This is a genomic window from Aminobacter sp. LjRoot7, from assembly GCF_964252895.1.
Taxonomy (GTDB): domain Bacteria; phylum Pseudomonadota; class Alphaproteobacteria; order Rhizobiales; family Rhizobiaceae; genus Aminobacter; species Aminobacter aminovorans_B.
Window position 1 is genome coordinate 430126 of the sequence record NZ_CAXUPX020000004.1, and the last position, 24865, is coordinate 454990.

Here is a 24865-nt window from a genome sequence, read left to right on the forward strand (position 1 = left end):
TGTGGCTAGGCCGCTAGATCAGCACATCAGGCTCCAGCCGACCCTTGACCGGCAAGTCGACCAGAAAAGTCCTTCCGGCATCCGGCTGGGCATGCCGCGCCTCATCGCTCAGGTCGATCCAGGCCGAAGTCACCGCAAGACGATCTGCATGTTTGCCGACAAATGCCGGGCATGATGGCTGGCTCACCGGCAACGGCACGGAGCGGACAAGTTTGCCATCGGGCGTGTAGGCGGCGAGCCGACCTTCGCCCCAGCGCGCGTTCCACAGGGTTCCGTCGGCGTCGACCACCGAGCCGTCGAAGCTGCCCTCGCCCTGGCTTTCTGCAAACACTTTCGGCTCTCCTTCGGGCATGCCGGTCCGTGCATTGCAAGCAACGCGCATGATCCGCCCGACAGCGGTGTCAGCGTAATAGGCAACGGTGCCGTCCGCGGAGAACGCGATCGAATTGGGGATCGAAATGCCAGCATAGAGTTCGCGCAACTCGCCGCGAAAGAACCAATAGACTCTACCGGCGCCCGCCTCAGCCTGCTTGCCCATCGTGCCGAACCACAAGGCTCCGCATGGATGCACCCGGGCATCGTTGGAGCGCGTGGCAATGTTGCTCGCCTCCACTGCTGTGTGAAGGGCCATGCGGCCCGTCGTCCTGTCCCTGACATGAAGGCCGGTCTCGGTCAGGATCAGCTGACGCTCGCCATCGATGGTCGCCTGCGCGCTCGCCATCTGGCCGAGCTGGGTTGTCATGGTGCGATCTTCGCCGAACCGTTTCTCCAGCAGCAGCCCGTTGACGATGTCGAACCAGTAGAGCGTGTCACTCACCGGATCGTAGCTCGGTCCCTCGCCGAGTTCGCAGGCATGGTCGGACAATACCGAAACGAGGTCAGCCGTCATTGGCGTTGCTCTCGAACGAGGCATCCCAGGCAGCAACTGCTGACCTTGCCCGCGTTGCCACCTCCTCGACGCTCATGCCAGGGCGGTACAGGCTCGTGCCAAGCCCGAAGGCGGTGACGCCGGCTGCGCGATAGCTGGCGAAGTCGCGATCCGAAACACCGCCGACGGCGCCGACAATCGTATCTTTGGGCAGCACCGCGCGCATCGCGGCGATACCGCCTGCCCCGATCACGCTGGCTGGGAAAAACTTCAGCGCCGAGGCACCGAGCTGCAATGCCTTGAACGCCTCGGTCGGACTCATCACCCCGGGCATGGTCACCATGCCGTGGCGGACAGCTGCGGCCATCACCTCGATGTCGATGTTGGGGCTGACGACAAGGCGACCGCCAACTTCGGCGAGGCTATCGACCTGACTTGCTTCAAGCACGGTACCTGCTCCGATCAACGCGGAAGCTGGCAGGCTGCCAACTATGGAAGCGATGGAGGCAAAAGGCTCCGGCGAGTTGAGCGGCACCTCGATTGCCTCGATGCCGGCCTCATAGATCACGCCGGCTACTGCAACGGCCTGATCCAGGGTGAGGCCACGCAGGATCGCGACAAGCCCGCGCCGCAATCTCGGAAATTCCGCCGTTCTGGTCATGCCGGCACTCCATCGAGCATCTCGTTCTGACGCGCGGCCTTAAACAGACCGATGCGCACCGCGGTGTCGGCATCGATGTCGCGGACTTCGAGCCCGGCGATCTCGAAAGCACGGCGATAAAGCGTGGCGAGCGCGCCGGATGCAACGAGGGTCGCGCTTCGGTCAGCATGGATAAATTGTCGCCGGGCCGACGCCACTTCGCTGCCAATCATCAGTCCGGAAAGCGTGGCCATTGCATCCACGGAGGTCAGGCCATTGAGCAGCGAACCGGCCCGGATTGAAAACAGTCGCGAGGCGAAATCGCCGCCTTCAGCAAGCGCGATCTCGCAGGATCTCGCAAACACCGGGTTCTCCGCCGAGACAGCGCCCTGCTGCTCGCCAATGGAATGACGAAGGATGGAGTGCGTGGAGAGCAGTGCGAACAACTCGCCGGTCGGCCATGTACGAAAGGTCTCGACGGCGCCGCTATCGACGACGACCCATTTGGAGTGGGTACCTGGCATGCACACGATATGGCGGCCTGTTTCCCGGAGCCCTGAGCCGGCCAGTTGCGTCTCCTCGCCCCGTATCACGTCGGGGGTCTCGACGCTGCGACGGGCAAGGCCCGGGACAATGCGGATGTCGCGCCCCGCATTGGGAACGCGGACCGCTCCCCTCAGGATCGCTGCAATTGAGGATGGGACGTCGACATAGGGCGCCTCAATCCATCCTTGGCGCGCGCCCGCCATGCCGCAGATGATGACCGGCACGCCGTTCGGTGCGCGCAGGGTTGCAAGGCAGCGTTCCAGAATGGGTTCGAAGCCTGTCTTCTGCGCGGTGGTCAGCCCATCGTCGCTGCGATGTTCGGCAAGGGCGGCCCCTTCGGCATCAAGGAGCCATGCCCGCATGCGGGTGGTTCCCCAATCGATCGCCACAATTGCAGGTACTGGGATCATTGTAACCCTCACTGCGCGGCGTGCTGGAGTACGCTCAGCCCACCGTCGACAGTCAGGCAGGCGGCGTTCATGAACGGGCATTCGTCCGAGATCATGAACACGGCCGCCTTGGCGATCTCGGTGGTGGTGGCGATGCGCTTGCCGGGATGGAGAGCCAGGGTTTCGGCACGCGCCTTTACCGGATCGGCAAAACTGTTCCAGTAGTCGATGTTCTTCTGCGTCTCGACATAGCCGGGTGCGAGCGCATTCACGCGCACGCCGGCGGCCGCGTATTCCAGCGCGAGCGACTTGGTCAGTCCTAGCAGCGCGTGCTTGGCCAGCGGATAGGGGAAAGTATGCGGAATGATGGTGAAGGAGTGCGTCGAGGCGATGTTGAGGATCGCACCACCGCCGGCCGAGATCATGCCGGGGAGTGCGGCCTTGCAGCAGTTCCATGCGCCCTTGAGATTGACGTCGAAGCAGCGCTGCCACTCGGCATCTGTGGTCTCGAGCGGCGAGTTGAAGACGTTGATGCCGGCATTGTTGATAAGGGCGTTGACAGGGCCGATCGCCTTGTCGGCCTGCGCCATGGCCACAGCGATGGCCGAAGCGTCAGAGATATCGGCTTCGGCATGACCAAGTGTGCCCTCGTTTGCGTTGAGCTGTTCGATGGTCTCGCGCAACAGCGGTCCATCGCGATCGACGATGAAAAGTTTCGCGCCTTCCTTCAGGCACTCCTGGGCTATGGCCAAGCCAATGCCCTGTGCTGCGCCAGTCAAGAAAATACGTTTGCCGACAAGACGGTCGCTCATTGGAAATCCTCGCGGTCAGAAACAGTGATCGAAAAGGCGCCGGAAAGCGTCTCACCGGGAGCAAGCAAATGGAGTGCTCCAGGGCCTAAAATCGCCAGAGCATTGGGCGTGTGCGACATAGGCTCAAGGCAGAAGAAGCTCCTGTCTTCCTCCGGCGCATAGAGCATGTAGCGCGAGAACAACGCATCGGAGCCGATGTCTGCGGCGAGCTTCATCTCGGGCCAAATTATCCGCGCCTGCCCGTTCCAGCCTTCGAAGCAATTGTTCAGCCTGCGGCGAGGCAACCGGTGCGGCGTCGCGAAATCCGCGCTGTCCGGGATCGGCGTGCGGACGCCGGGCAGATAGCCCTCGCGCTCGGTCCACCAAGCCGCTGCCGGGGCCATGAGCTGGGTGCCCTCGGTGCGGGGAAAATAGGGGTGAAAGCCGATGCCGAACGGCAACGTCTCGTTGCCCCAGTTTGTCACCGAAAGCGCTAGCGTCACTTTCGCGCCGTCCAAGGCGATGGTCTGAATCGCGCGATAGACATGAGGCGAATTGACAGGGCGTGGCTGCTCGAAGGCGAGCCGAACATGCGTCGCCGATGCATCTTCAACCTTCCATTCGGCCAGCCAACCGTCGCCATGGATGTAGTTCGGCTCGGTTGTATTGGGCTTGAAGCGATAGCTTTTGCCGCCCAGCTCGAAACCATTTCCCTCGACGCGATTGCCGATCGGAACTAAGGGAAAGCATGCCGACCTCAAGACGTCGAACGCGCCGTCGTCGTGTCGGCGCAGGAAGCGTTGGCCATCACGTGTCCGCCCATCGACGACTGCCCCGCCCTTCGGGCTCACGCGCAGCGACAGGCGGTCGTTTTCAAGCTCGACAAACCCTTGCATCTCAACGGCGTCCGAGCGCGCTGGACCTGAGGTTGTCGAGCAACACGGCGAGCAGCAAGATCACGCCACGAACGATATACTGATAAAACGCCGGGATGTTGAGCAGGTTCATCACATTCTCGGCGATGCCCATGATCATGACACCGACGATCACGCCGGCGATCGCCGCGCGGCCACCGGCCAGCGAAACGCCGCCAAGCACGCAAGCCGAGATGACTGACAGCTCCAGGCCAATGGCCGCGTTGGGTTGGCCCGAGGTGATACGCGAGGCAAGCAGGATGCCGGCGATGGCGCAGACCATGCCTTGCAGGGTGAAGATCCAGATGCGCGTCCAGTCGACATTGACGCCGGCCAGACGCGACGCCTCGGGATTGCCGCCAATGGCCAGCGTGTTCTTGCCGAAGACGGTGCGGTTGAGCACGAAACCGAACACCGCAAACAGGATCGCCAATACCCAGATCGGCGTTGGAATGCCGAGCAGCTTGGACAGCGCAAGCTGGTAGAAATTCGGATCATTGATACCGACCGCCCGGCCATCGGATGCAATCAGAGCGAGGCCGCGCACGATCTGCATGGTTGCCAGCGTGGTGATCAGCGCGTTGATGCGGAACTTGGCGATGACCACACCGTTGATCAGGCCGACAGCGCCACCGCAGAGAAGGGCTGCGAGAATCCCGACCATGATCGACCCGGTGGCATTCGAGGCCATGACGGCGACCATGCCGGCAAAGGCGACGATCGAACCGACCGACAGGTCGAAATCCCGCGCAGCCAGGCAGAACATCATCGTGCAGGCAACGATGCCGACGGTGACGACCGACTGCAGCAGGCCGAGCATATTGCGTTCGGTCAGGAAGTTCGGGACGAAGATCGACACCAGCGCGAAGGCCAGCACGAAGATCACGACGAGACCCTGGTCGCCGAGCAGTATCTTCTTGAAGGAGTTTGTCATGCTCAGTCCCCTTAGGAAGCGATTGCGTCTGGCGTTTTCTTGTCGGGAAGCGCTGCCGCCAGGATTGCACGCTCACTGAAATCGTTGCGGTCGATGTGCGCCGAGATGCGGCCGCCGCACATGACCAGGATGCGGTCGCAGATACCCATCACCTCGGGCAGTTCGCTGGAAACGACGATGATCGCCATGCCCTGCTCGGCGAGTTGGTAGAGGATTTCATAGATTTCGGATTTGGCGCCGACATCGATGCCGCGTGTCGGCTCGTCGACGATCAGGACGCGGACGCCCTGTTCGGAAAGCCAGCGGCCGAGAATGACCTTCTGCTGGTTGCCGCCAGACAAGTTCAGGATGTCCTGTTTGCGCGAAGGCGTGCGAACCTTGAGTTTCTTGATGTAGGTCTCGGCGATTTCGGCTTCCTTGCGCGGGTTGAGGATACCGAAGCGGGTGTTGTGGCGACGCGAGGAGATGTTGATGTTCTCTTCCAGCGAGCGCCCCTGGATGATGCCGTCATGCTTGCGGTCTTCAGAGCACAGCACGATACCGGCGCGGATCGCCTGGCGCGGATCGACGGCGTGCACTGTCTGTCCGTCGACATTGATCGTTCCGCTGCTGCGCGTATCGGCGCCATAGACCAGTCGCATCAATTCGGAACGGCCGGCACCGATCAGTCCGAAGAAGCCGAGAATTTCGCCGGCCCTGGCCTCGAAGCTCGCTGGTTGCGTGAGTTTCTCGCCCGCAATGCCTTCAGCCTTCAGCCGAACCTTGCCCATCTTGCGTGCGCGCCAGCCCCAGACATTGGAGATTTCGCGGCCGACCATTTCGGCCACCACCTGTTCGCGCGTGACGTTTTCGAGGCTTGGATGATGGGCAGCAAGCTTGCCGTCGCGCAGCACCGTCAGGCTGTCGCAGAGCCGAAACACCTCGTCGAGGCGGTGGGAGATGTAGAGAATGACCTTGCCTTCGGCGCGCAGGCGCTCGATCAGGGCAAACAGGATTTCGCTTTCACGCGAGGACAGCGAAGAGGTCGGCTCGTCCAATGCAATGACGCGCGCATCGAGCATGATCGCTTTGGCGATCTCGACCATCTGGCGCTCGCCGATCGACAGCGTCTTGACCTTGCGCCGTGGATCGATGCCGATGCCGGCGGATTTCAGCTTCTCACCGACCTCGGTGAACATCTGCCGTGACTGGATGACGCCGGCATTGGCCGGAAAGCGGCCGAGCCGCAGGTTTTCCGCAACGGTAAGCTCCGGAACCAGCTGCAGTTCCTGGTGAATGACAATGACGCCGGCATGGAAGGCGTCGCGTGTCGAGGCGTATTTCTGGACCTGGCCGTCGATGATGATGTCGCCGGTATCGGCATGCTGATCACCGGAAAGCACCCGGATCATCGTCGACTTGCCGGCGCCGTTTTCGCCCATCAGGCCGTGGACGGCCCCCTTTGCGACGGAAAACGACACGTCGGACAGAGCCTGGACGCCGGGATAGGCTTTCGAGATATTGGAAAATTCGAGAAATGACATCGACGGTCCTCCTGAATGTCCGACGGCAGCAAAGCACCGCCGCCGGACACCGTTCAATGTGGCGGTGATTACTCGATGCCGAGTTCCGCACGGACCTTTTCGAAGTCGTCGCGCTTGGCAAGCGCACCGGCTGTCAGGATCAGCTTTTCCGGTTCCTTCCCGTTGGCGACCCACTCGTACATGTTGAGCGCGGTCTCATAGCCGTGGCGCTTCGGCGAGATGATCACTGAGCCAATGAAGCCGGTGGCTGCAGGCTTCTTGAACTCGTTGATAGCCGAGTCCGCGCCGCCGATGCCGACGCCGATCATGCCGTCAGCCGCGATGCCGACGCCTTCCGATGCACGCACTGCACCCAGAACCGCTTCATCGTTAAGGCCGAAGGCGACCCACTTCTTGATGCTGGCGTTCTTGTTCAGGACAACCGTTGCTGCGTTGAGCGCGGCTTCCGTGTCGGTCTTGGCCTGTGGCGCATCAAAGATGTTTTCGGCCTTGAAGCCGTTGGCCTTGAGCACAGAGATTGCGCCCTCGACGCGGTCGACCGCAGTCGGCAGCTGGTCGTAGGAGACACGGATCGCGCCGACCTCTTCGGCCTTCCAGCCACGGGCCTTCATTTCGTCGACGATGGCCTGACCGACTGCCTCACCGATCTTGGTCGCAGAGATGCCCATATGCGGAACTTCCTCGATCGGCTTGCCGTCGGCGCTGACCAGACGGTCGTCGACGGTCATCACCTTGAGGTTGTTGGCCGCGGCTTTGGCGACGATGCCAGGCCCAAGCTTGACGTCGGGCGTGCAGACGACAAAGCCCTGGGCGCCCTGGGCGCCGAGATTGTCGATCGCCGACATCAGCTTCTCGCCGTCCTCGGCGCCAATCTTGACCAGCGTAAAGCCTTTTTCCTTGGCGGCCTGATCAGCGAATTTCCACTCGTCCTGGAACCACGGCTCCTCGGGCTGCTTCACGATGAAGCCGATCTTGGTCTCCTGCGCATAGACAGAAGCAATGGTGGTGGCAGACAGAACCGCAAGGGCGCCCGCGACGAGCGCCGTCTTCAACAATCGCATGTGAACTCCTCCCAAAGATACCGGGCGCTCAGCCCGGATGACAAACGCTAGCTTCTTTTATCATACCAGTCAATTGCGCTGGTATGATAAATGAGCTAGCTTCCTTTTGCGATGATCGCAGGGGCGCATTGTCCGGTATGCGAAGCGGACATAAGAACGAACAAACGCTCTTGGGGAGGAGAAGGCATGAACATCAACGAGGCACCTGAAGCGGCAGTGAAGTCACGTCGCCCGCGCGTCCTGCCCGATGTCGTGCGTGCAATCGCTTCGGAGGTTCTCGCGGGCAACTATCCGGTCGGCAGCACACTCCCGAGCGAAAACGATCTCTGCATCGAGCACAGCGTGAGCCGCACCGTCATCCGCGAGGCACTCAAGACGCTCGCAGCCAAGGGCCTGGTTCTCAGCCGTCCGCGCATCGGCACCGTCGTCTGCGAGCGCGATAACTGGAACATTATTGATCCGCAGGTGCTGGAGTGGCATGCGCCCAATACACTTGACCCCAAATTGTTCGATTCCATCCTGGAAACCCGCCGTGCCATCGAGCCGCTGGTCGCGGAACTTGCGGCGACGCGGGCGTCGCTGCAGGAGATCGCCGACCTTGAGCTGGCATGGAAAGGCATGGAAGCCGCAGGAAGCGACGTTGCGCGCTTTGCCCGCTCGGACGCCGCCTTTCACCAAGTGCTGTACAGCGCCTGCCACAACCCGATCTTTCGCCAGATCGGCGGGATGATCGAGACCGCGTTGAACTTTGCGCTCGAGGCGACAGCCAATTCCGTCGACCGGCGCGACGAAGCCGTCAGGGTTCACTACGGCGTCGTCGAAGCGCTGCGAATGCGCGACGCCGCAGCTGCTCGCCACGCAGCCAACGAGATCCTGGACCTTGCTGCGCGCGATCTCGCTCGCGCCAAAAATCAGCACAAGAAAGACTGAACGGGCGCGTCAGCCCATCCGGAGTCGTGCCTGCACCATGAAGATCACTGCACTGAAGACCTACATTGTTCCGCCGCGCTGGTTGTTTCTCAAGATCGAGACCGACGAAGGCGTGAGCGGCTGGGGCGAGCCCGTGGTCGAGGGCCGCGCCCACACAGTGGAGGCTGCGGTGCATGAACTCGCCGACTATCTGATCGGCAAGGATCCGCGGCTTATCGAGGACCACTGGAACGTCATGTATCGCGGCGGCTTCTACCGCGGCGGTCCGATACTGATGAGCGCAATCGCAGGGGTCGACCAGGCGCTGTGGGATATCAAGGGCCGGGCGCTGGGCGTGCCGGTGCACGAACTGCTCGGCGGCAAATGCCGCGACCGCATCAAGGTCTATTCCTGGATCGGCGGCGACCGTCCCGCCGATGTCGCTGCCGGCGCCAGGGACGTAGTGGCACGCGGCTTCTCAGCCCTCAAGATGAACGGCACCGAGGAACTGCAGATCGTCGACAGCCATGACAAGATCGATGCTGCAATCGAGCGCGTTGCCATGGTGCGCGAGGCCGTCGGCCCGCATGTCGGCATTGCCGTCGATTTCCATGGCCGCGTCCACCGGCCGATGGCTCGCGTGCTGGTCAAGGAGCTTGAACCCTATCGTTTGATGTTCATCGAGGAGCCGGTGCTCAGCGAGAACCGCGAGGCACTCAAGGAGATCGCCGCTCTGTCGTCTGCTCCGATCGCACTCGGCGAACGGCTCTATAGCCGCTGGGACTTCAAGAGCGTGTTCGAGCAAGGCGTGGTGGACATCATCCAGCCCGATCTTTCACACGCCGGCGGCATCACCGAGTGCCGCAAGATAGCAGCCATGGCTGAGGCCTATGACGTTGCCGTTGCGCCCCACTGCCCGCTCGGACCCATCGCACTCGCTGCCTGCCTGCAGTTGGACGCGGTGAGCTACAATGCCTTCATCCAGGAACAGAGCCTCGGCATTCACTACAACAAGACCAACGACCTGATGGATTACGCCAGCAATAAGGACGTGTTCAAGTACGAAGACGGCTACGTCACCATCCCCGACGGGCCCGGTCTCGGCATCGATGTGGACGAAGACTACGTCAAGGAACGAGCCAAGGAAGGTCATCGCTGGCGCAACCCCATCTGGCGCCACAAGGATGGTTCGTTCGCCGAGTGGTAGGTTTTCCACTGCACGCAACATCGGGTCTGTTGCTGCTGCCTTCAATCGCCTGGTGCGCTTGCCCATGACATCAAGCAAGGGCGCTTTGCGACATGGGTCACGGCGACGACTGCAAGGGGGCCGGAACCGGGCTGTCCGGTTTCGGGGGCGAATTTCAGATAAGCTGACATAGAACAATGATCGGATGACCAACAGGGCTCCCGACCGTTTCGGCAGGTGTCCACCGAGGCAGCGCGTTTCCAATCCTACAATTCAGCGACAACTCACATCCAGGTGGCCACCTAGGCAACAAACCTAGCTGGCTATTGACTGACTAGTCAGTTTTATTAATGTGGAGACCACACGCGCCATCGGGTCGGCGTTCTCCATTCGCGTTGACCTATCGACCCGTTCGTTTGCGCACTTCCCTTCTTGGCACAAACCCCGCCACGCAACGATTGCACAACCACAGCAACCAAAGGCTTTAGAATGCAGCCAGGTAACTTGCCAATTGCGAACGAGACCGTACTTAAGCACCTAGTGGATGAGCTTATTCCAGGCGACGGTTGCTGGCCATCAGCCTCCGAGGTTGGCGTCCACGGTGTGGTGTTATTGCGCTTGCTTGGCGATCGGCCCTCCCGCGCCATCGAACAATTGGCCACAGCGCTCGATTCTGGTTCAGACGGCCTGCAAAACGCCGCTTCGGAACGCCGCATCTCGGCTGTTCGACAGTTTGAAGAGGCAAACCCTGTTCTTTTCGAGAAAATCTACACCGCAGCGGTACTCGCCTACTACGAGATGCCGGGCGTGGTGGAGGTGATCAGGGCCGGTGGTCGACCATACTCCACATTCCCCCATGCCGACGGATACCCCATGCCGGCCTTTGACCTTGAACGCGATACGCCGACCCACGGCCGCGGGCGCTATCTGCGAACAGAGGACGTCGTGCCCTTGGACCTGTCGTCGATCGACCTTGGTTCAGCAATGACCGAACGTTGGGGAATGAAGCGATGAGCCGGCAGCGTATCTGCGACGTCCTGATTGTCGGCGCCGGTGCGACAGGGTCGCTCGCCGCGCTCGTCTTCGCGAAAGCTGGGCTCGACGTGGTCTGCCTGGAACAGGGGTCCTGGGTAAACGCTGGCGATCGGCCGCACGGACATGCGGACTGGTCTTGGCAGAGACGCGGCAGATGGAACCCCGACGTCAACAAACGCGACCACGCCGACGATTTTCCGGTCGAGTCCAACTCATCGCAGATCCTCATGTGGAACGCCGTTGGCGGGTCGACCAACGTTTACGGCGGGCTATGGCCCCGCTACCGTCCGTCAGACTTCAGGAAGGGCACCGAGCATGGCCTTCAGCCCGACTGGCCCATCACCTACGAGGACGTCTCTCCCTTCTATGAACTCGCGGATCAGGTCGTAGGCGTCTCGGGGCTGGCGGGCGACCCCGCAATGCCACCGCGAGAGCGCTGCCCAACCCGACCGCTGCCTGTATCCGACGTCGCCCGGCGGCTTTCGGCCGGCTTTGACAAGCTTGACTGGCATTGGTGGCCCGTCGAGGCATCTGTCATCTCGGAAGACTACGATGGCCGCCCTGCCTGCAACAACTGCGGCGTATGCAATGGCTGCCCTCGTGGCTCGATGAACGAATACGCGACTTCGATCTGGCCGAAGGCATTGCATGCCGGGTGTGAATTGCGAACCCATGCCCGCGTCATCAAGATCGAGAAGGGAGTGGATGGCCGCGCAAGCGGCGCCTACTACATAGATCGCAACTCCGACCAGGTTTTGTTCCAGAAGGCGCGGATCGTTGTCGTGGCAGCCAACGGCGTTGGAACGCCGCGTCTCCTGCTGGCCTCGGACAACCTCGCCAACGGCAACGATCAGGTCGGCCGCAACCTGCTGCACCACACGCTCGTGGCGTCCGAAATGTGGGTCGACCGCCCGGTCGACGGGCACATTGGCTATGCCGCCTCGCTGATCAGTCGCGAATTCGCGGAAACCGACCTGTCGCGCGGCTTCGTGAACGGCTTCAACCTCAACTGCATCACTTCGACTCCATCTGCCGGGGAGTTGGCAGCCGGATGGTTTTCGTCGGCGCGCGCACCGTGGGGATCAGGGCATCATCGATGGTTCGAAAATCATTTCGGCCATTCCATCGGCGTCTTTGCCATCGGCGATGATCTTCCCAGTCCCGAAAATCGCGTCACGCTGGACACTCGGACGGATTCGGACGGAATGCCCGGAGCCAAGCTGCATTACGCGCCCGGTGAAAACGACAAGCGCATGATGAATTACATGCTTGATCGGCTGAAGGATCTCGCGCAGGCATGCGATGCCGTCGAGTATCGCATGCAGGATTACCGCGATGCGAATGGGGTATACCGGACGCCCGCCTGGCATATGCTGGGAACATGCCGGATGGGCAAGGATCCGGAAACCTCCGTGGTGAACGGCTGGAACCAGAGTTGGGAGGTGCCCAACCTGTTCATCATCGACGGGAGCGCCCTTGCGACCGGCGGGACCGTGAATCCGACGCCGACGATATCCGCCCTGGCCCTACGGTCCGCAACCTACATACGCGACAACTTTGCCGCCTTGTCCAAGGCCACCAGTGTTCCGGCAATGTCATGATTGCCGAGCGGAGCGAGTAGTCTCCGTGACGCTCGCTCCGTCTCAACTACGTTGGTCACATCCCCCCAGTGGCCAACTCGGCCTGGGCGCAGCCGGTTCTGTCCGGCGAGCTCAGGTGATCCGACCGCGTGCTGCCACCGGCTCGGCCCGGACATAATACTCTCCCCGGACGAGATGCACGCAATCGACCATATTGCTGACGACACAGGCATGGTTGGGGATGATGCGCAGGAACTCGCCCACCGAGGGCATCAGCTCGCTGCCATATTCGATCCGTCCGTGCTCTTCGTTGAGCGAAGTGACAGAGCTGTCGGGCCGGTCCAGTACCATGCCATAGCCGCTCATGCCGAAGAGATCGGACGTCAGCACCTTCGTGCCGGCATCGACGATCGCGCGGCCACGCGCGGGCGAACTGATGACGGTGGTCAGTACCGTCAGCGCGCAATCCTCCGGCCCACACGCACCGGCAGTAACAAGCGAGCGATCATTGTAAATGTAGCTGCCCGGCCTGTACTCGGTCAGGCTGGTGTGATGCTCCATTGCGTAGAGGTCGGGGGTTCCGCCGCTCGACACGACTTCGGCTTCGATCCCCGCAGAACGAATGATGCGAGCAACACGCTCCAGCCATTTCCCAGCTGCATTGCCCTGGCCGGGAGCCGGGTACGTCATCACGCCGGCGAAACGCAAGCCTGGGGAGCTGGAGATCTGCCGGGCCAGCTCGAGCGCATCCTCCGGGGTCAGGACGCCACACCTCTGCATGCCGGTATCGCATTCCACCAGGACGCCGAGTTCGCTTTTTCCGTCCGCAAATGTACGCGCAAGGCCAGCAACGACTTCGGCGCTGTCGGCAACCACCGAAAGGCGGCACCGTTCGGCGAGACGTCGGAGCCGCTCAAGCTTGCGATCGCCGACAATGTTGTAGGAAATGAGGATGTCATCGATCCCGGCATCGGCCATCACCTCGGCTTCGCCGATCTTCTGCGCCGTGACGCCAACCGCCCCCGCCGCCAGTTGGGCGTGCGCCAGTAGCGGCAATTTGTGCGTCTTGATGTGGGGCCTGACTGTGACGCCGAGCTTGTCACACTGCTCCTGGCAGCGCCTGATGTTCCGTTCGACGATATTGAGGTCGATCAGCACCGCGGGCGTTTCGACGACGTCGCGCCAGAGCAGCGGCCCGGCATCCGGCAGTATCAGCGGCGTAGCGGTCATTCTTTTCCGTCCAAGGATTTGACGTTGCGCAGGTAGTCGAGGACCATTTCGGTCATATGCTGGAGACGCACCTTTTCCGCACCCTGCCCCAGCAGATCGCGATTGAAGACCACACCAAGGGTCCAGCGATTGGCCAGGAAGAAATAACCCAGGCCGACGATCGAAATGTAAAGTTCGACGACATCGACGTTCGACCGGAAAATGCCCTGCTCCTGACCGCGGCTGATCAACTCGCTCAGGCGCCGCGATAAGGGCGTAAACATGTTGCGGATGCTCTCCGACCGCTCAAGATGCTGGGCCTTCATCAGATTTTCGGAGTTCACCAGCACGATGAATTCCGGATGATCGACAAAGTACTGGTATGTGTGCGCGATGAGCTCGCGGATGCCGTCTACCGGCTCGAATTCGTCCAGAACCAGGGCCTCGTTCTGCGAGCGAAGCTCCTGATAGATATCTTCCAGGACTGCTACGAAAAGATCATCCTTCGAACTGAAGTAGTGATAGAGAACACCCTTGCTCATGCCTGTGCGGATGGCGATCCGATCCGTGCGTGCACCATCGTAGCCGTTTTCGGCAAATTCCTCGCGAGCTGCCTCGATGATCACAAGCCTGGTGCGCTCGGGGTCACGCTTTCTTGCCTCCGCAGGCTTTGCTTCGCTGGTGGAGCCGTGACTACGTATTGCTGCCATTAGATACGCTCCTTGGTTTCGGCTGCGAAGAGGTGAAGGTTGGTCGGGTCGAAGGCGAGCCCGACACGCTCTCCTTGCACGAGATGCTGGCGGATCCGGGATTGGACCGTCCACTTCTCGGACCCAACTGAAAGAATGACGTTGGTTTCACACCCCGTATGCTCGACGAGATCGACCGTTCCGGTGAGCCCAGCGCCCTCCGGAGAAACAACTTCCAGGTGTTGCGGGCGCACCCCGGCCACAACCTCCTTGTGAGCTGACGGCGGAACGTTGGCAAGGTCGATCGGCCCGGAGCCGGCATGGAATTCGAGCTTGGCTGATCCGCCTCCGGCCGAAAGCGTTGCGCTGCCCAGGTTGATCGTCGGTGAGCCGAGGAAGCCGGCAACGAAGACATTTGCTGGTTTGTCGAAGAGTTCCAGTGGCGTACCCACCTGCTCGACCTTGCCGCGGTTCATTACAACGATCCGGTCGGCCATGGTCATCGCCTCGATCTGGTCGTGCGTGACATAGATGGACGTTGCGCCCAGCGACTTGTGCAATTGGCGCAGCTCGATGCGCATATGATGCCTGAGTTTCGCGTCAAGATTGCTCAGCGGTTCGTCGAAAAGGAAAGCCCGCGGCTCCCGCACCATCGCCCTGCCCATCGCGACGCGTTGACGCTGCCCGCCGGAAAGGGCGCGTGGCTGGCGGTCAAGAAGCGCGTCGAGATGCAGCGTGTTTGCAACACCTGCGACGGAACGGCCAATATCATCCTGGCTGGCACCGCGCAGCTTCAGGGGAAAGCCGATGTTCTGCGCGGTCGTCATATGCGGATAGAGCGCATAGGTCTGAAAGACCATCGCCAAATCGCGCCGCTGCGGCCCGACGTCGTTAACGACCTCGCCGTCAATGGCGATGGTGCCTCCCGAGATCGACTCCAACCCGGCGATCATCCGGAGGAGCGTGGACTTGCCACATCCGGACGGACCAACCAGGACGACGAATTCTCGATCCTCGATTGAGATATTGACATCGTCGATGATCGTGACCGAGCCATACTGCTTGCGGATGTTGGTGAGATTAATCGAAGCCACTTAGCTCCTCCTACTTGACCCCACCAAGCGCCATTCCCCCAATGAGGTAGCGCTGGATGGATGCGAAGACGATTGCGACAGGCACCGACGCAAGCAACGTCGCGGCCATGATGAGATGCCATTCAATTTGGTAGAGAGTGCCGGTCAGGAACGCGATCTGAACCGGCGCGGTCTGCTGGCTGACCTGACGCAACAGCGTCAGCGACATCGCATACTCGTTCCAAGAATTGACGAAGGTGAAGATTGCCGTGACGACAATCCCGGGAAGGCACAACGGCAGGAAGACGCGGATGAAGGCACTGAACCGGCCGGCGCCGTCGATCCACGCGGCCTCCTCGAGATCCTTCGGAATGGTCGCGAAATAGCTCTGCAGCATCCACACGGCAAACGCCATGAAGAAGGCGCTGTGCGCGATGATGACCGACAGCAGGCTGTTGACCAGGCCGAAATAGGCAAACATCCGGAACAGACCAATGATCAGAACGATCGGCGAGATCATCTGGGTGATGAGCAGGTAATTGGTCAGTGCGCCCTTGGCTGGAACCCGCATCCGGGTGAGCGCATAGGCGGCTGGTATGGCCACCGCGAGGGACAAAACGGTAGCCCCGACGCTGATGGCAAGTGAATTTGCCAATGCCCGTCCAAAGCCCTTCTCGAAGATGAGTTCGGCAAAATTGCCCAGATAGAACTCGCGTGGCAGCCAGGTCCGATGGAAGGTGAATATCTCGTCCTTCTGCTTCAGCGACGTCGACAGCATCGTCGCATAGGGAAAGAGCACGACCACGAGGAAGGGCGAAAGCAGCGCCCAGCAAACGAGACTTTTCTTTGCCTTAGACATCGTTGCGAGCCCCCTGCGCTTTTGTCAGAAACAGGTAGACAACGGCAAAGACCAACAGCATCGCGAACATGACCACAGAACCGGCTGCCGCGTTGCCAAGCTTTCCGAAAGCGAAGGCCTGCTTGTAGACATAGGTGATCAGAATGTCGGTCCGGTTTGCGGGGCCGCCATTGGTCATGATCCAGATGATCGGGAAGGAATTGAAAACATAGATGACGTTGAGGACGAGCGCGATCTGCATGAACGGCCACAGCAGCGGCATCGTGATGAAGTAGAAACTCCTGGTCGACGATGCGCCGTCGATGGCGGACGCCTCGTACAGAGACTCCGGGATGGACGTCAGCCCGCCGAGGAGGATCGTCACGGTGAACGGCACCGACACCAAAATTCCGACCAGTATCTCAAGGAGGAACGCCATCCTGGCATCGGCCAACCATGGATAATTTTCGAATGGCAGCCCGAGGGCGGCCAGTGTCATGTTGAGTGTGCCGAAATCTCCGTTGACGACATAGCGCCAGACCACGGCCGTCATCGCCAGCGAGATGGCCCACGGCAGCAGCACGATTGTCCGGGCGATTGTCCGGCCGTAGAAATCCTCATTGAGGATCAAGGCTATCGGCACCGAGACCAGCAGGGTTCCGCCCACGACGGCGACGGTCCAGACAAGGGTCTGGCGTGCAGCCTGCAGGAAAACAGGGTCGGCGAACGCCTTGGCAAAATTGGCTAATCCAGTGAAATCGCGGACAACGCCAGTGCGGCTTACGTCAAAGAGCGACATGCGGATCACGTCGAATATCGGGTAGCCGATCACGGCGACCGAAAGCAGCAGACAAGGCGCAATCAGGATCAGCGCGAAGGCCGGACCCGGTAGTCCCGTCTTGCTCCACCGGCCCGCGCTTGCGGCCCTTCTGGGAGCGGTATTCTCAAATCCCGGCATAGGCGCATTACCTTTGAGGAAGAGCGGTGGCGTGGTCGACACGCCACCTGAGTAGAATGGGATCGCCCTCAGGCGACGATTTCAGGACTTATTCTTCCTCGGCCAGGATCGCGTCCATCTTTGCGGCCGCCTGCTTCAGGCCTTCCTCAGCCGAAACCTCGCCTGCGTAAATCCTGGACAGCTCGGACTTGAGGCCATCCGCCATCTCTTCCCAGCGCGGGAACAGCGGTGCGAATTTTGCCGTCGGCCCCATTTCGAGGAACACCGACATCTTCGGGTTCTCGGTGAAGAATGGCTCGGTCGATTCCGCCTTCAGGACAGGCACGAAGCCTTCGAGCTTACCGAATTCAAGCCTGTTTTCCTTGTTGAAGATGAACTCCAGGAACTTCATGGCCTGTGGCTTCACCTTCGAGGATTCCAGGATGGCGATGGTATCGGTGACGCCATAGGTCGCCTCGGTCGTGGCGACCGGAATTCGGCTGATGCCGTACTCGACATCCTTGCCCTGTTCGGCGAGCTGCGCATTGAACCAGGGACCCGACAGGACCATGCCCATCTTTCCGGCGGCGAAGAGATTCTGCAGGTCCTCGCGGCTGGAACCGGTAACGCCCGGCTGGGTGACATTCGCCTTGATCATGCGCAAGTAGTTATTGGTCGCCGTTACGGCCTCAGGCGAGGCAAATCCGCTCTTGCCGTCCGGCCCCAGAATGCTGCCGCCATGGGTCCAGAGGCTGTAGAACCAATAGCCTTCGGTATCCAGGTCTCGGCCCTGGACGCCGATGCCATAGACCCCTTCGCCCAGCGCATCGATCTTCTTGGCCGCCTCGAATGCCTCGTCCCAGGTTGCCGGCGGATTTGCGATCCCAGCCTGCTCGAGCAGCTTCTTATTGTAGAACAGCCCCCGCGCGGATGCCGCAATCGGCAGCCCCCAGGTATGATCACCCTGCTTCTGAAGATCGAGATAGGTTGGCACAAAGCTATCGGCGAAGCCCGGCGACATCAGTCCTTCGATCGAGGCGAGCGCCCCGTCCTTGGCAAATCCCGCCATCCAGCGTGTCGCCATATGCGAGACATCAGGCGCGGTACCGGCAGAAATGTCGCTCACCAGCTGCTGCTGCATCTCCGGCCAGGGCAGGTGCTCGACCGTGACCTCGATATCGGGATTCGCCGCGTTGAACTTTGCCGCCAGACCCTGAAAAAACGGACCGGTCTTGGTGCTATATTCCGCGACGCGGACCCGAACGGTGTCCTTTGCCCAGGCACTGCCGGAATGCAGCAGCGCAGTTGCAGTGGCCGTGCTGACGATCAGCGCGGCCCAAAACTTCTTACCCATCAGAACCTCCCAAATGGTGCTGTAAGTTGTCGGATGACGCGGCCATCTGGAATGAAAATGGGGTCGCTGTCAATATTGACTGACTGGTCAGTATGTGCTTTTTGTCACGCAGACGATCACCCAACGCAGCACGCCCCCCCCCGAGCACGACCACCGGCTCGATACGGGAACCCTACTGGAGACGAGTACTCGCCAATGTCACGACGAACAGTTCTACAAGGCGGCCACGTCCTGGCCTTCGGCGGCGCACCGGGAACCGCTGCCGATGTCGCCATCGCTGACGGTCGCATTGTCGCTATCGGCTCCGGCTTGTCGCGCCCCGAGGATATCGTTGTCGATGCGCGAGAAGCAATCGTTCTGCCAGCCCTGACCGACATCCACACCCATATCTACTGGGGTGCCACCTCACTGGGGGTTCGGCCCGAACTGGTTGCGCATCGGTCAGCGACAGGAACCTTCGTTGACGCCGGTTCTGCCGGAGCAGGAAATTTCGAAGGCCTGAAAACCTTCATCTTCGAACCGCTGCCCTTCCACGCCTTTGCCTTCCTCAACATCTCGTTTCCGGGAATCTTCGGCTTCTCGAAGCGCGTTATGGTTGGCGAATGCTGCGACATGCGCCTCGTCGACGCAGAAAGCTGCATCGAAGCCGCGCAGGCCTATCCAGAGCAAATCGTCGGCATCAAGGTGCGGGCCGGCCGCAAAGCTTCCGGCGAAAACGGCGGCGCAGCTCTCGAGGTGGCACTTGAGGTGGCCGAGCGCCTGAACCTGCCAGTCATGTGCCACGTCGATCTTGACCCTCCCTCCATCGAGGAGGTCCTGCAGCGCCTGCGTCCCGGTGACATCATCACGCATTGCTGCCGTCCGGATCCGAATGCTGCGACTGAAAATGGCCGCGTCCGCGATGCGGTATGGCGGGCTCGCGAGAGCGGTGTCCATTTCGATATCGGCCATGGGATGGGCGGATTTTCCTTCCGCGTCTGCCGCGAGATGCTGGCCGAAGGCTTCGTGCCCGACCTGATCAGCTCGGACATACATTCCCTTTCGGTCAACGGTCCTGCCTACGACCTTCTGACTACGATCAACAAGATGATCGCACTCGGCGTCGACCAGACGACGGCTCTGGCCGCCGGGAGCGCCAACCCAGCGAAAGTGATCGGCCGTCCCGACCTCGGGCGTATCGCCGTCGGCGACGAAGCCAATGTTGCCGTGCTGAAATGGCGCGATGAACCTTGGACTTTCAGGGACGCGGCCGGCGAAGGCCTCGACGTTTCCACAAGGCTGGTGTGCGATCGCCTCATCGTGAAGGGCCGCCAGATCGACCCGGCGGGCGGCAGCCATCCCATGCAATCCCAGTAAGAATCCGAGCGGAAAACGACGATGCAACACAGCGTAATTCAGGCGCACCATTTCATAGCGGGCAAGTGGACGCCCTCACACAGCGGCAAGACGTTCGAAGCGCGGTCGCCTTACGACGGCAAACTCCTGGCAGTGCTTGCCGAGGGTGACCGCTCCGACGCGCAAGATGCGATCAAGGCGGCTGAAGCCGGTCACAATGCGTTGTCGAAAATGTCGGCATGGGATCGGTCACGCCTCTGCAACCGCATCGCCGATATCATCGAGAAGCGCCGCGACGAGCTGGCGCTCACGCTCGCACACGAGCAAGGCAAGCCGCTGGCGTCAGAGGCCTATGGCGAGGTCGACGCCGCCGCCACCGGATTCCGGGAAGCTGGCGAACTGATCAAGTGGCTCGAAGGTGAGTTCATCCCGGTTGAGACACCCGGAAAACGAGCCATCAGCTTCCGTCAGGCACGTGGCGTCTACGCGATCGTCACGCCTTGGAACTTCCCGATCAACATTCCGGTCGAGTACCTCGCGCCCTGCCTTGCAGCAGGCAATGCGGTGGTGTGGGTGCCTGCCCCGACGACATCGCTTTGTGCCGTCAAGCTGATGGAATGCATCGCCGAAGCTGGTCTTCCCGATGGGGCGGTAAACCTTGTCCTCGGCCCAGGCGCGGTTGTCGGCGACGAGATCGTCGCCAATCCCGGCACGCATGGGATCGGTTTCACCGGCAGTCCACAGACCGGTAGCGCCATTGCAAAGCGTGGTGCCGGCAAGCCGATGCTGCTGGAGCTCGGCGGCAACGGACCCGTCGTCGTGCTCGATGATGCAGATCTGGATCGTGCGGCACAGGCCGCCGCCTTTGGCTGCTTCTTCAATGCCGGGCAGGTCTGCGCCGCCACAGGCCGAATTCTCGTCACCGAAAAGAACCATGATGCCCTCGCCGCCCGCATCGCCGGCATTGCCGAGGCGATCCGTCTTGGCGATCCGCTTCTCGCCGAAACGACGATGGGGCCGCTGAACAACCCCCAGGTCGTCGCCAAGGTCGAACAACATGTGGCGGACGGATTGTCCCGCGGCGCCGACATCCTCACCGGGGGAAAGAAGGGAGCGGGCCTGTTGTACCACCCGACCGTCATGGGACGCGTAGACCGCCAGGCCTTGCTCAACACATCCGAGACCTTCGGACCAGTCGCGCCACTGGTGATTTGCGCAGATGACGCCGACCTGCTCGAAACGGCAAACGCGTCATCGCACGGACTTGCCGCCAGCGTGTTCACCCGCGATCTCAGCCGCGCCTTTTCATTCGGCGAAAAGCTGCGGGCCGGTCTCGTCAACATCAACAGCGCAAGCTGCTACTGGGAACTTCACCTGCCGTTTGGCGGCGCCTCGGGCAAGGCCAGCGGTCTGGGCCGCCTCGGCGGCAAGCACACTCTGCGCGAAGTCACCGACGTCAAGACAATCACCTTCGACATCAGCTGAGGAGCGGACGGGCGGCGGCAGGCGCCCGGTTCGCAGACCACCAACCAAACACAGGCCGGCTTCGCGTCGCCTGCGAACATGCGCCCGCTTTCCGGGACTGAACACCATCGAATCGCAAGTGAGGAACGATGCGACTTTGTAGCTATCTCCATAACGGCCGTGCCGGATACGGCATCGTGGCGGACGACCGCATCCTCGACATCAGCAGCGTCCTTGGCGACCGCTTTCCGACGCTCGCCAATCTCCTTGCCGAGCAGGACTTCGTAAACATCTGCACCCAGGCGATCAGCCGCAGCGCCGAGCTGCCGCTGGCCGGCATTGAGCTGCAAGCACCAATTCCCATTCCGGGAAAGATCATCTGCGTCGGGTTGAATTACCACGACCACATGGTCGAAACGCGCCATGCGCCGACACAGCATCCGACCTTGTTTGCCCGCTTCGCCGACTCTCAGTGCGCGCATGGTGAACCGATGCTGATGCCGTCAGTTTCCGTCCAGTTCGACTTCGAGGCGGAACTCGCCGTCATCATCGGCAAAAGCGGCCGCAACATCCGGGCGGATGCCGCATTGGATCATGTCGCCGGCTACTCGTGCTACAACGACGGCTCCGTACGCGACTGGCAGGTCCATACGTCGCAGTTCTTGCCGGGCAAGAATTTCCCGGCGACCGGCGCCTTCGGGCCGTTCCTCGTCACCGCCGACGAGATCCCCGACCCGCAGGATCTGGCCATCAGCTGCCGTTTGAACGGCAACACCGTCCAGGCGGCGCGCACCAGCCAGATGATCCACTCTGTGGCGCAGTTGATCGCCTACATCTCGCGCATCACTCCACTATCGCCCGGCGACGTGATTGTTACAGGCACACCTGGCGGGGTCGGCTTCGCCCGCGTGCCGCCCCTCTTCATGAAGGAAGGCGACCTGGTCGAAGTCGACATCGAAGGTGTCGGCCTGCTGCGCAACCGGATTGCGCGCGAAACCATCCAAAGCGCCTAGCGGCAATGTGCGTAGGCACAGTCGTGCTTGCCTAGTCGGTCAGGTTGGCACTTGGCGAGGCGCACGTTCGTTTGTTTCAGACCAGACGGCGACAGGCCCATCTGGCATTTCATTTTCAGGAGAGACACCATGGGCGAAGTGATTGAATTTCTGTCTGGCGGCTACCGTTTCATCAAAGGCGTATCGCAATATTCGGGCGGCGTGGCGGCATTGCCGGGCTTTCGCCTGGAACGGGTGCGCTTTACCCACCCCCTGCCCCTGCAGGAAGGTTTTGCTGAGATCGAGAGGATCATCGCGGCTGCCGGCAGGCCCCTCACGGCATTTGCCGCGTGCGAGCTGCGGTCTCCTGCGCCATTTACCGAAGAGGGTTTCGTTGCTTTCAACAGCACCTACACCGAGACGCTGAAGGCGTGGGGCTTGCTCGACACCGGCCTCAATCCTGTGGCGCGCAGCAACGTCTGTCCGCAGATCGCGCCGCCGCCGGTTCCGTCGATCTATGCATTCTCGTTCACGGTGCCTTCCGTCGAAGCCAAGCCATCCTTCGTCATTTCCGGCTCCGCCGAAGTTCCGGAGGGACATGCGGCCTATCGCGACCACATCATCAGCCGTGGTGATCTCTCTCCCCAAGGTTTGCGCACCAAGGCGCAATTCGTGCTGGAGGAAATGGAGCGTCGCGCCAGCACGCTGGGCTTCGGATGGGAAAATGCGACAGCGGTCCAGGTCTACACCGTGCACGATCTCTACCCGTTCCTGGCCGACGAAATCGTCAAGCGCGGTGCTGCGCGCGCAGGCCTGACCTGGCACTACAACAATCCGCCCGTCGTGGATCTCGAATACGAGATGGATCTCCGGGGCGTTGCCGCGGAACATGTCGTCTGAAAGCGCTCGTCAGATGACCATGCGTACTGACATCGGCAGCTATGACTATGTCATCGTGGGGGCGGGCTCGTCCGGTTGCGTACTGGCAAACCGGCTGAGCGCCGATCCCGGCAAGCGCGTGCTGCTTCTGGAAGCCGGTGGTTCGGACAACTATCACTGGATCCACGTCCCGGTCGGATATCTCTACTGCATGGGTAATCCGCGCACGGACTGGGGCTATCGGACAGCGGCGGAGCCAGGCCTGAACGGCCGCTCCCTCGCCTATCCACGCGGCAAGGTGATGGGCGGCTGCTCGTCCATCAACGGCATGATCTACATGCGCGGCCAGGCCGCCGACTACGATCAGTGGCGCCAGCTCGGCAATCCGGGCTGGGGCTGGGACGACGTCCTGCCACTGTTCAGGAAGTCGGAGGACCACCATTCCCTTTCCGGCCAGTTCCACGGCCAGGGCGGCGAACTCAGGGTCGAACGTCAACGCCTGAGCTGGCCGATCCTCGACGCCGTGCGCGAGGCTGCGGAAGAACTCGGCGTGCCGAAGGTTGACGATTTCAACGACGGCAACAATTTTGGCTCGTCCTATTTCGAGGTGAACCAGAAATCCGGTTTCCGTTTCAATGCCGTGCGCGCCTTCATCAAGCCTGTTCGGCACCGCAGGAACCTGACGATCCTCACTCATGCGAAGGCCGAACGCATCCTGTTTTCCGGCCGTCGGGCAACCGGGCTCGAGCTGTGCCTCAACGGCAAGCCTGCCCATGTGAAGGTAATCGGCGAACTCATCCTGTCAGGTGGTGCCATCGGCACGCCGCAGCTGCTTCAATTGTCGGGCGTGGGGCCAGCCGGCTTGCTCGGACGTCACGGCATAGAAGTCGTGCACCACTTGCCCGGCGTTGGCGAAAACCTCCAGGACCATCTGCAAATCCGGACGGCGTTCAAGGTTTCGGGTACGAAGACGCTCAATGAGCGCCAAGCGAGCCTCACCGGCAAGGCACTGATCGCGCTCGAATATGCTCTCAAGCGTTCCGGCCCCATGTCCATGGCGCCGAGTCAGCTCGGAATTTTCATGAAGTCGGATGCGCGCCTTGCGACACCCGACATCGAGTTCCATGTCCAACCGCTGTCGCTGGAAGCCTTTGGCCAGCCGCTGCACAGTTTCCCGGCGATCACCGTCTCGGTCTGCAATCTCAGGCCTGAAGCGCGCGGCCATGTGCGCATCGTCTCACCGAGACCCGACGATCATCCGGAGATCGCGCCCAACTATCTCTCCACCGACGGAGACCGCGAGGTTGCAGCCGCCTCGATCACAATCGCGCGTAGGCTCATGGAAACCCGACGCATGGCCCAGTTCCGGCCCGAGGAATTCAAGCCGGGCGTACATATCCAGGCACCCGAGGAGCTCGCACGCGCCGCCGGCGACATCGCTACGACGATCTTCCATCCGGTCGGCACGGCACGCATGGGCAGCGACGACATGGCGGTGGTCGATCCTCAACTGCGCGTGCGCGGTATCGAGGGACTCCGCGTCGCCGATTGCTCGATCATGCCGACGATCGTCTCTGGCAACACCCACGCTCCGGCGGTGATGATTGCCGAAAAGGCAGCCCAGCTAATCTCGTGAATTTTGGCTTCGATCGAAGATTGGATAGGTCGCATGACGCCCTAGCGCTGATGAATTTCAGGCGGCGATAGCCTCGAGTTGCT

The 24865-nt window shown here is 61.3% G+C and carries 23 protein-coding genes; 9 read left to right on the top strand and 14 right to left on the bottom strand.

Annotation, left to right across the window (positions count from 1 at the left end):
• Positions 1-13: 13 nt before the first annotated feature.
• The 8 genes from ACSQ3E_RS15190 to ACSQ3E_RS15225 form a co-directional block, all read right to left on the bottom strand.
• Complete coding sequence (locus ACSQ3E_RS15190; protein WP_436123315.1) at positions 14-889, bottom strand: SMP-30/gluconolactonase/LRE family protein; 876 nt, start codon at positions 887-889, stop codon at positions 14-16.
• Positions 879-1529 carry a 2-dehydro-3-deoxy-6-phosphogalactonate aldolase gene (locus ACSQ3E_RS15195; protein ID WP_436123316.1) on the bottom strand — a complete coding sequence of 217 codons (651 nt, stop codon included), beginning with the start codon at positions 1527-1529 and terminating at the stop codon, positions 879-881. Before ACSQ3E_RS15195 ends, ACSQ3E_RS15190 begins: the two co-directional genes overlap by 11 nt.
• A complete protein-coding gene (locus ACSQ3E_RS15200; RefSeq protein WP_436123317.1) occupies positions 1526-2464 on the bottom strand; it encodes a 2-dehydro-3-deoxygalactonokinase in 939 nt (312 codons plus the stop codon). The genes ACSQ3E_RS15195 and ACSQ3E_RS15200 overlap by 4 nt, the downstream gene beginning before the upstream one ends.
• A gap of 8 nt (positions 2465-2472) precedes the next feature.
• Entirely contained in the window at positions 2473-3255 is a 783-nt protein-coding gene (locus ACSQ3E_RS15205; protein ID WP_310320649.1) for an SDR family oxidoreductase, read from the bottom strand.
• Positions 3252-4130, bottom strand: coding sequence for an aldose 1-epimerase (locus ACSQ3E_RS15210; protein WP_436123318.1), 879 nt, complete (start codon positions 4128-4130; stop codon positions 3252-3254). Before ACSQ3E_RS15210 ends, ACSQ3E_RS15205 begins: the two co-directional genes overlap by 4 nt.
• Before the next feature lies 1 nt (position 4131).
• Positions 4132-5082 carry an L-arabinose ABC transporter permease AraH gene (araH, locus tag ACSQ3E_RS15215; protein WP_310320653.1) on the bottom strand — a complete coding sequence of 317 codons (951 nt, stop codon included), beginning with the start codon at positions 5080-5082 and terminating at the stop codon, positions 4132-4134.
• Positions 5083-5093: 11 nt separating this feature from the next.
• Positions 5094-6605, bottom strand: coding sequence for an L-arabinose ABC transporter ATP-binding protein AraG (gene araG, locus ACSQ3E_RS15220; protein ID WP_436123319.1), 1512 nt, complete (start codon positions 6603-6605; stop codon positions 5094-5096).
• Between the two features lie 68 nt (positions 6606-6673).
• The gene (locus ACSQ3E_RS15225; protein ID WP_310320657.1) at positions 6674-7666 is read right to left on the bottom strand and encodes an arabinose ABC transporter substrate-binding protein; all 993 of its coding nucleotides are present in this window, start codon (positions 7664-7666) and stop codon (positions 6674-6676) included.
• 186 nt (positions 7667-7852) lie between these two features.
• On the opposite strand from ACSQ3E_RS15225, the gene ACSQ3E_RS15230 reads away from it, so the two are divergent.
• The 4 genes from ACSQ3E_RS15230 (at position 7853) to ACSQ3E_RS15245 (ending at position 12397) form a co-directional block, all read left to right on the top strand.
• Positions 7853-8596 carry a FadR/GntR family transcriptional regulator gene (locus ACSQ3E_RS15230; protein WP_436123320.1) on the top strand — a complete coding sequence of 248 codons (744 nt, stop codon included), beginning with the start codon at positions 7853-7855 and terminating at the stop codon, positions 8594-8596.
• A gap of 37 nt (positions 8597-8633) precedes the next feature.
• A complete protein-coding gene (gene dgoD / locus ACSQ3E_RS15235; protein WP_436123321.1) occupies positions 8634-9782 on the top strand; it encodes a galactonate dehydratase in 1149 nt (382 codons plus the stop codon).
• A 468-nt stretch (positions 9783-10250) separates the two neighbouring features.
• Positions 10251-10775: a hypothetical protein gene (locus ACSQ3E_RS15240; protein WP_436123322.1), complete on the top strand. Its 525-nt coding sequence runs from the start codon at positions 10251-10253 to the stop codon at positions 10773-10775.
• Positions 10772-12397 carry a GMC family oxidoreductase gene (locus tag ACSQ3E_RS15245; RefSeq protein WP_436123323.1) on the top strand — a complete coding sequence of 542 codons (1626 nt, stop codon included), beginning with the start codon at positions 10772-10774 and terminating at the stop codon, positions 12395-12397. The genes ACSQ3E_RS15240 and ACSQ3E_RS15245 overlap by 4 nt, the downstream gene beginning before the upstream one ends.
• Before the next feature lie 111 nt (positions 12398-12508).
• Here ACSQ3E_RS15245 and ACSQ3E_RS15250 read toward each other — a convergent pair whose 3' ends face one another.
• Genes ACSQ3E_RS15250 through ACSQ3E_RS15275 form a run of 6 tightly spaced genes read right to left on the bottom strand, consistent with a single transcriptional unit; the run spans position 12509 to position 18476 of the window.
• Entirely contained in the window at positions 12509-13606 is a 1098-nt protein-coding gene (locus ACSQ3E_RS15250; protein ID WP_436123324.1) for a D-TA family PLP-dependent enzyme, read from the bottom strand.
• A complete protein-coding gene (locus ACSQ3E_RS15255) occupies positions 13603-14295 on the bottom strand; it encodes a TetR family transcriptional regulator (protein WP_436123325.1) in 693 nt (230 codons plus the stop codon). Before ACSQ3E_RS15255 ends, ACSQ3E_RS15250 begins: the two co-directional genes overlap by 4 nt.
• Positions 14295-15368, bottom strand: a complete 1074-nt coding sequence (locus ACSQ3E_RS15260; RefSeq protein ID WP_436123326.1) for an ABC transporter ATP-binding protein — start codon at positions 15366-15368, stop codon at positions 14295-14297. Before ACSQ3E_RS15260 ends, ACSQ3E_RS15255 begins: the two co-directional genes overlap by 1 nt.
• Before the next feature lie 10 nt (positions 15369-15378).
• Positions 15379-16206, bottom strand: a complete 828-nt coding sequence (locus ACSQ3E_RS15265; RefSeq protein WP_436123327.1) for a carbohydrate ABC transporter permease — start codon at positions 16204-16206, stop codon at positions 15379-15381.
• Positions 16199-17185, bottom strand: a complete 987-nt coding sequence (locus tag ACSQ3E_RS15270) for a carbohydrate ABC transporter permease (protein ID WP_436123328.1) — start codon at positions 17183-17185, stop codon at positions 16199-16201. The genes ACSQ3E_RS15265 and ACSQ3E_RS15270 overlap by 8 nt, the downstream gene beginning before the upstream one ends.
• A gap of 46 nt (positions 17186-17231) precedes the next feature.
• Complete coding sequence (locus ACSQ3E_RS15275; protein ID WP_436123329.1) at positions 17232-18476, bottom strand: ABC transporter substrate-binding protein; 1245 nt, start codon at positions 18474-18476, stop codon at positions 17232-17234.
• A 57-nt stretch (positions 18477-18533) separates the two neighbouring features.
• Here ACSQ3E_RS15275 and ACSQ3E_RS15280 point away from each other — a divergent pair, with 57 nt between their 5' ends.
• The 5 genes from ACSQ3E_RS15280 to ACSQ3E_RS15300 all read left to right on the top strand — a co-directional run bounded on the left by ACSQ3E_RS15280 (position 18534) and on the right by ACSQ3E_RS15300 (position 24782).
• Complete coding sequence (locus ACSQ3E_RS15280) at positions 18534-19832, top strand: amidohydrolase family protein (RefSeq protein ID WP_436123330.1); 1299 nt, start codon at positions 18534-18536, stop codon at positions 19830-19832.
• A 21-nt stretch (positions 19833-19853) separates the two neighbouring features.
• Positions 19854-21296: an aldehyde dehydrogenase family protein gene (locus ACSQ3E_RS15285; RefSeq protein WP_436123331.1), complete on the top strand. Its 1443-nt coding sequence runs from the start codon at positions 19854-19856 to the stop codon at positions 21294-21296.
• A gap of 128 nt (positions 21297-21424) precedes the next feature.
• A complete protein-coding gene (locus tag ACSQ3E_RS15290) occupies positions 21425-22288 on the top strand; it encodes a fumarylacetoacetate hydrolase family protein (RefSeq protein ID WP_436123332.1) in 864 nt (287 codons plus the stop codon).
• 129 nt (positions 22289-22417) lie between these two features.
• A complete protein-coding gene (cnbZ, locus tag ACSQ3E_RS15295; protein WP_436123333.1) occupies positions 22418-23167 on the top strand; it encodes a 2-amino-5-chloromuconate deaminase CnbZ in 750 nt (249 codons plus the stop codon).
• Positions 23168-23180: 13 nt separating this feature from the next.
• Positions 23181-24782 carry a GMC family oxidoreductase gene (locus ACSQ3E_RS15300; RefSeq protein WP_436123334.1) on the top strand — a complete coding sequence of 534 codons (1602 nt, stop codon included), beginning with the start codon at positions 23181-23183 and terminating at the stop codon, positions 24780-24782.
• The last annotated feature ends 83 nt before the right edge of the window (positions 24783-24865 follow it).

Excerpts from the sequence above, each read along its gene's own strand:
- ACSQ3E_RS15240 (WP_436123322.1), top strand. The coding sequence starts at position 10,251 with ATGCAGCCAGGTAACTTGCCAATTGCGAACGAGACCGTACTTAAGCAC.
- ACSQ3E_RS15290 (WP_436123332.1), top strand. The coding sequence starts at position 21,425 with ATGCGACTTTGTAGCTATCTCCATAACGGCCGTGCCGGATACGGCATC.
- ACSQ3E_RS15250 (WP_436123324.1), bottom strand. The coding sequence starts at position 13,606 with ATGACCGCTACGCCGCTGATACTGCCGGATGCCGGGCCGCTGCTCTGG.
- ACSQ3E_RS15190 (WP_436123315.1), bottom strand. The coding sequence starts at position 889 with ATGACGGCTGACCTCGTTTCGGTATTGTCCGACCATGCCTGCGAACTC.
- ACSQ3E_RS15225 (WP_310320657.1), bottom strand. The coding sequence starts at position 7,666 with ATGCGATTGTTGAAGACGGCGCTCGTCGCGGGCGCCCTTGCGGTTCTG.
- ACSQ3E_RS15265 (WP_436123327.1), bottom strand. The coding sequence starts at position 16,206 with ATGTCTAAGGCAAAGAAAAGTCTCGTTTGCTGGGCGCTGCTTTCGCCC.
- dgoD (WP_436123321.1), top strand. The coding sequence starts at position 8,634 with ATGAAGATCACTGCACTGAAGACCTACATTGTTCCGCCGCGCTGGTTG.
- ACSQ3E_RS15285 (WP_436123331.1), top strand. The coding sequence starts at position 19,854 with ATGCAACACAGCGTAATTCAGGCGCACCATTTCATAGCGGGCAAGTGG.
- ACSQ3E_RS15210 (WP_436123318.1), bottom strand. The coding sequence starts at position 4,130 with ATGCAAGGGTTTGTCGAGCTTGAAAACGACCGCCTGTCGCTGCGCGTG.
- ACSQ3E_RS15280 (WP_436123330.1), top strand. The coding sequence starts at position 18,534 with ATGGGGTCGCTGTCAATATTGACTGACTGGTCAGTATGTGCTTTTTGT.
- ACSQ3E_RS15230 (WP_436123320.1), top strand. The coding sequence starts at position 7,853 with ATGAACATCAACGAGGCACCTGAAGCGGCAGTGAAGTCACGTCGCCCG.
- cnbZ (WP_436123333.1), top strand. The coding sequence starts at position 22,418 with ATGGGCGAAGTGATTGAATTTCTGTCTGGCGGCTACCGTTTCATCAAA.
- araH (WP_310320653.1), bottom strand. The coding sequence starts at position 5,082 with ATGACAAACTCCTTCAAGAAGATACTGCTCGGCGACCAGGGTCTCGTC.
- ACSQ3E_RS15200 (WP_436123317.1), bottom strand. The coding sequence starts at position 2,464 with ATGATCCCAGTACCTGCAATTGTGGCGATCGATTGGGGAACCACCCGC.
- ACSQ3E_RS15275 (WP_436123329.1), bottom strand. The coding sequence starts at position 18,476 with ATGGGTAAGAAGTTTTGGGCCGCGCTGATCGTCAGCACGGCCACTGCA.
- ACSQ3E_RS15300 (WP_436123334.1), top strand. The coding sequence starts at position 23,181 with ATGACCATGCGTACTGACATCGGCAGCTATGACTATGTCATCGTGGGG.
- ACSQ3E_RS15255 (WP_436123325.1), bottom strand. The coding sequence starts at position 14,295 with ATGGCAGCAATACGTAGTCACGGCTCCACCAGCGAAGCAAAGCCTGCG.
- ACSQ3E_RS15205 (WP_310320649.1), bottom strand. The coding sequence starts at position 3,255 with ATGAGCGACCGTCTTGTCGGCAAACGTATTTTCTTGACTGGCGCAGCA.
- araG (WP_436123319.1), bottom strand. The coding sequence starts at position 6,605 with ATGTCATTTCTCGAATTTTCCAATATCTCGAAAGCCTATCCCGGCGTC.
- ACSQ3E_RS15245 (WP_436123323.1), top strand. The coding sequence starts at position 10,772 with ATGAGCCGGCAGCGTATCTGCGACGTCCTGATTGTCGGCGCCGGTGCG.
- ACSQ3E_RS15195 (WP_436123316.1), bottom strand. The coding sequence starts at position 1,529 with ATGACCAGAACGGCGGAATTTCCGAGATTGCGGCGCGGGCTTGTCGCG.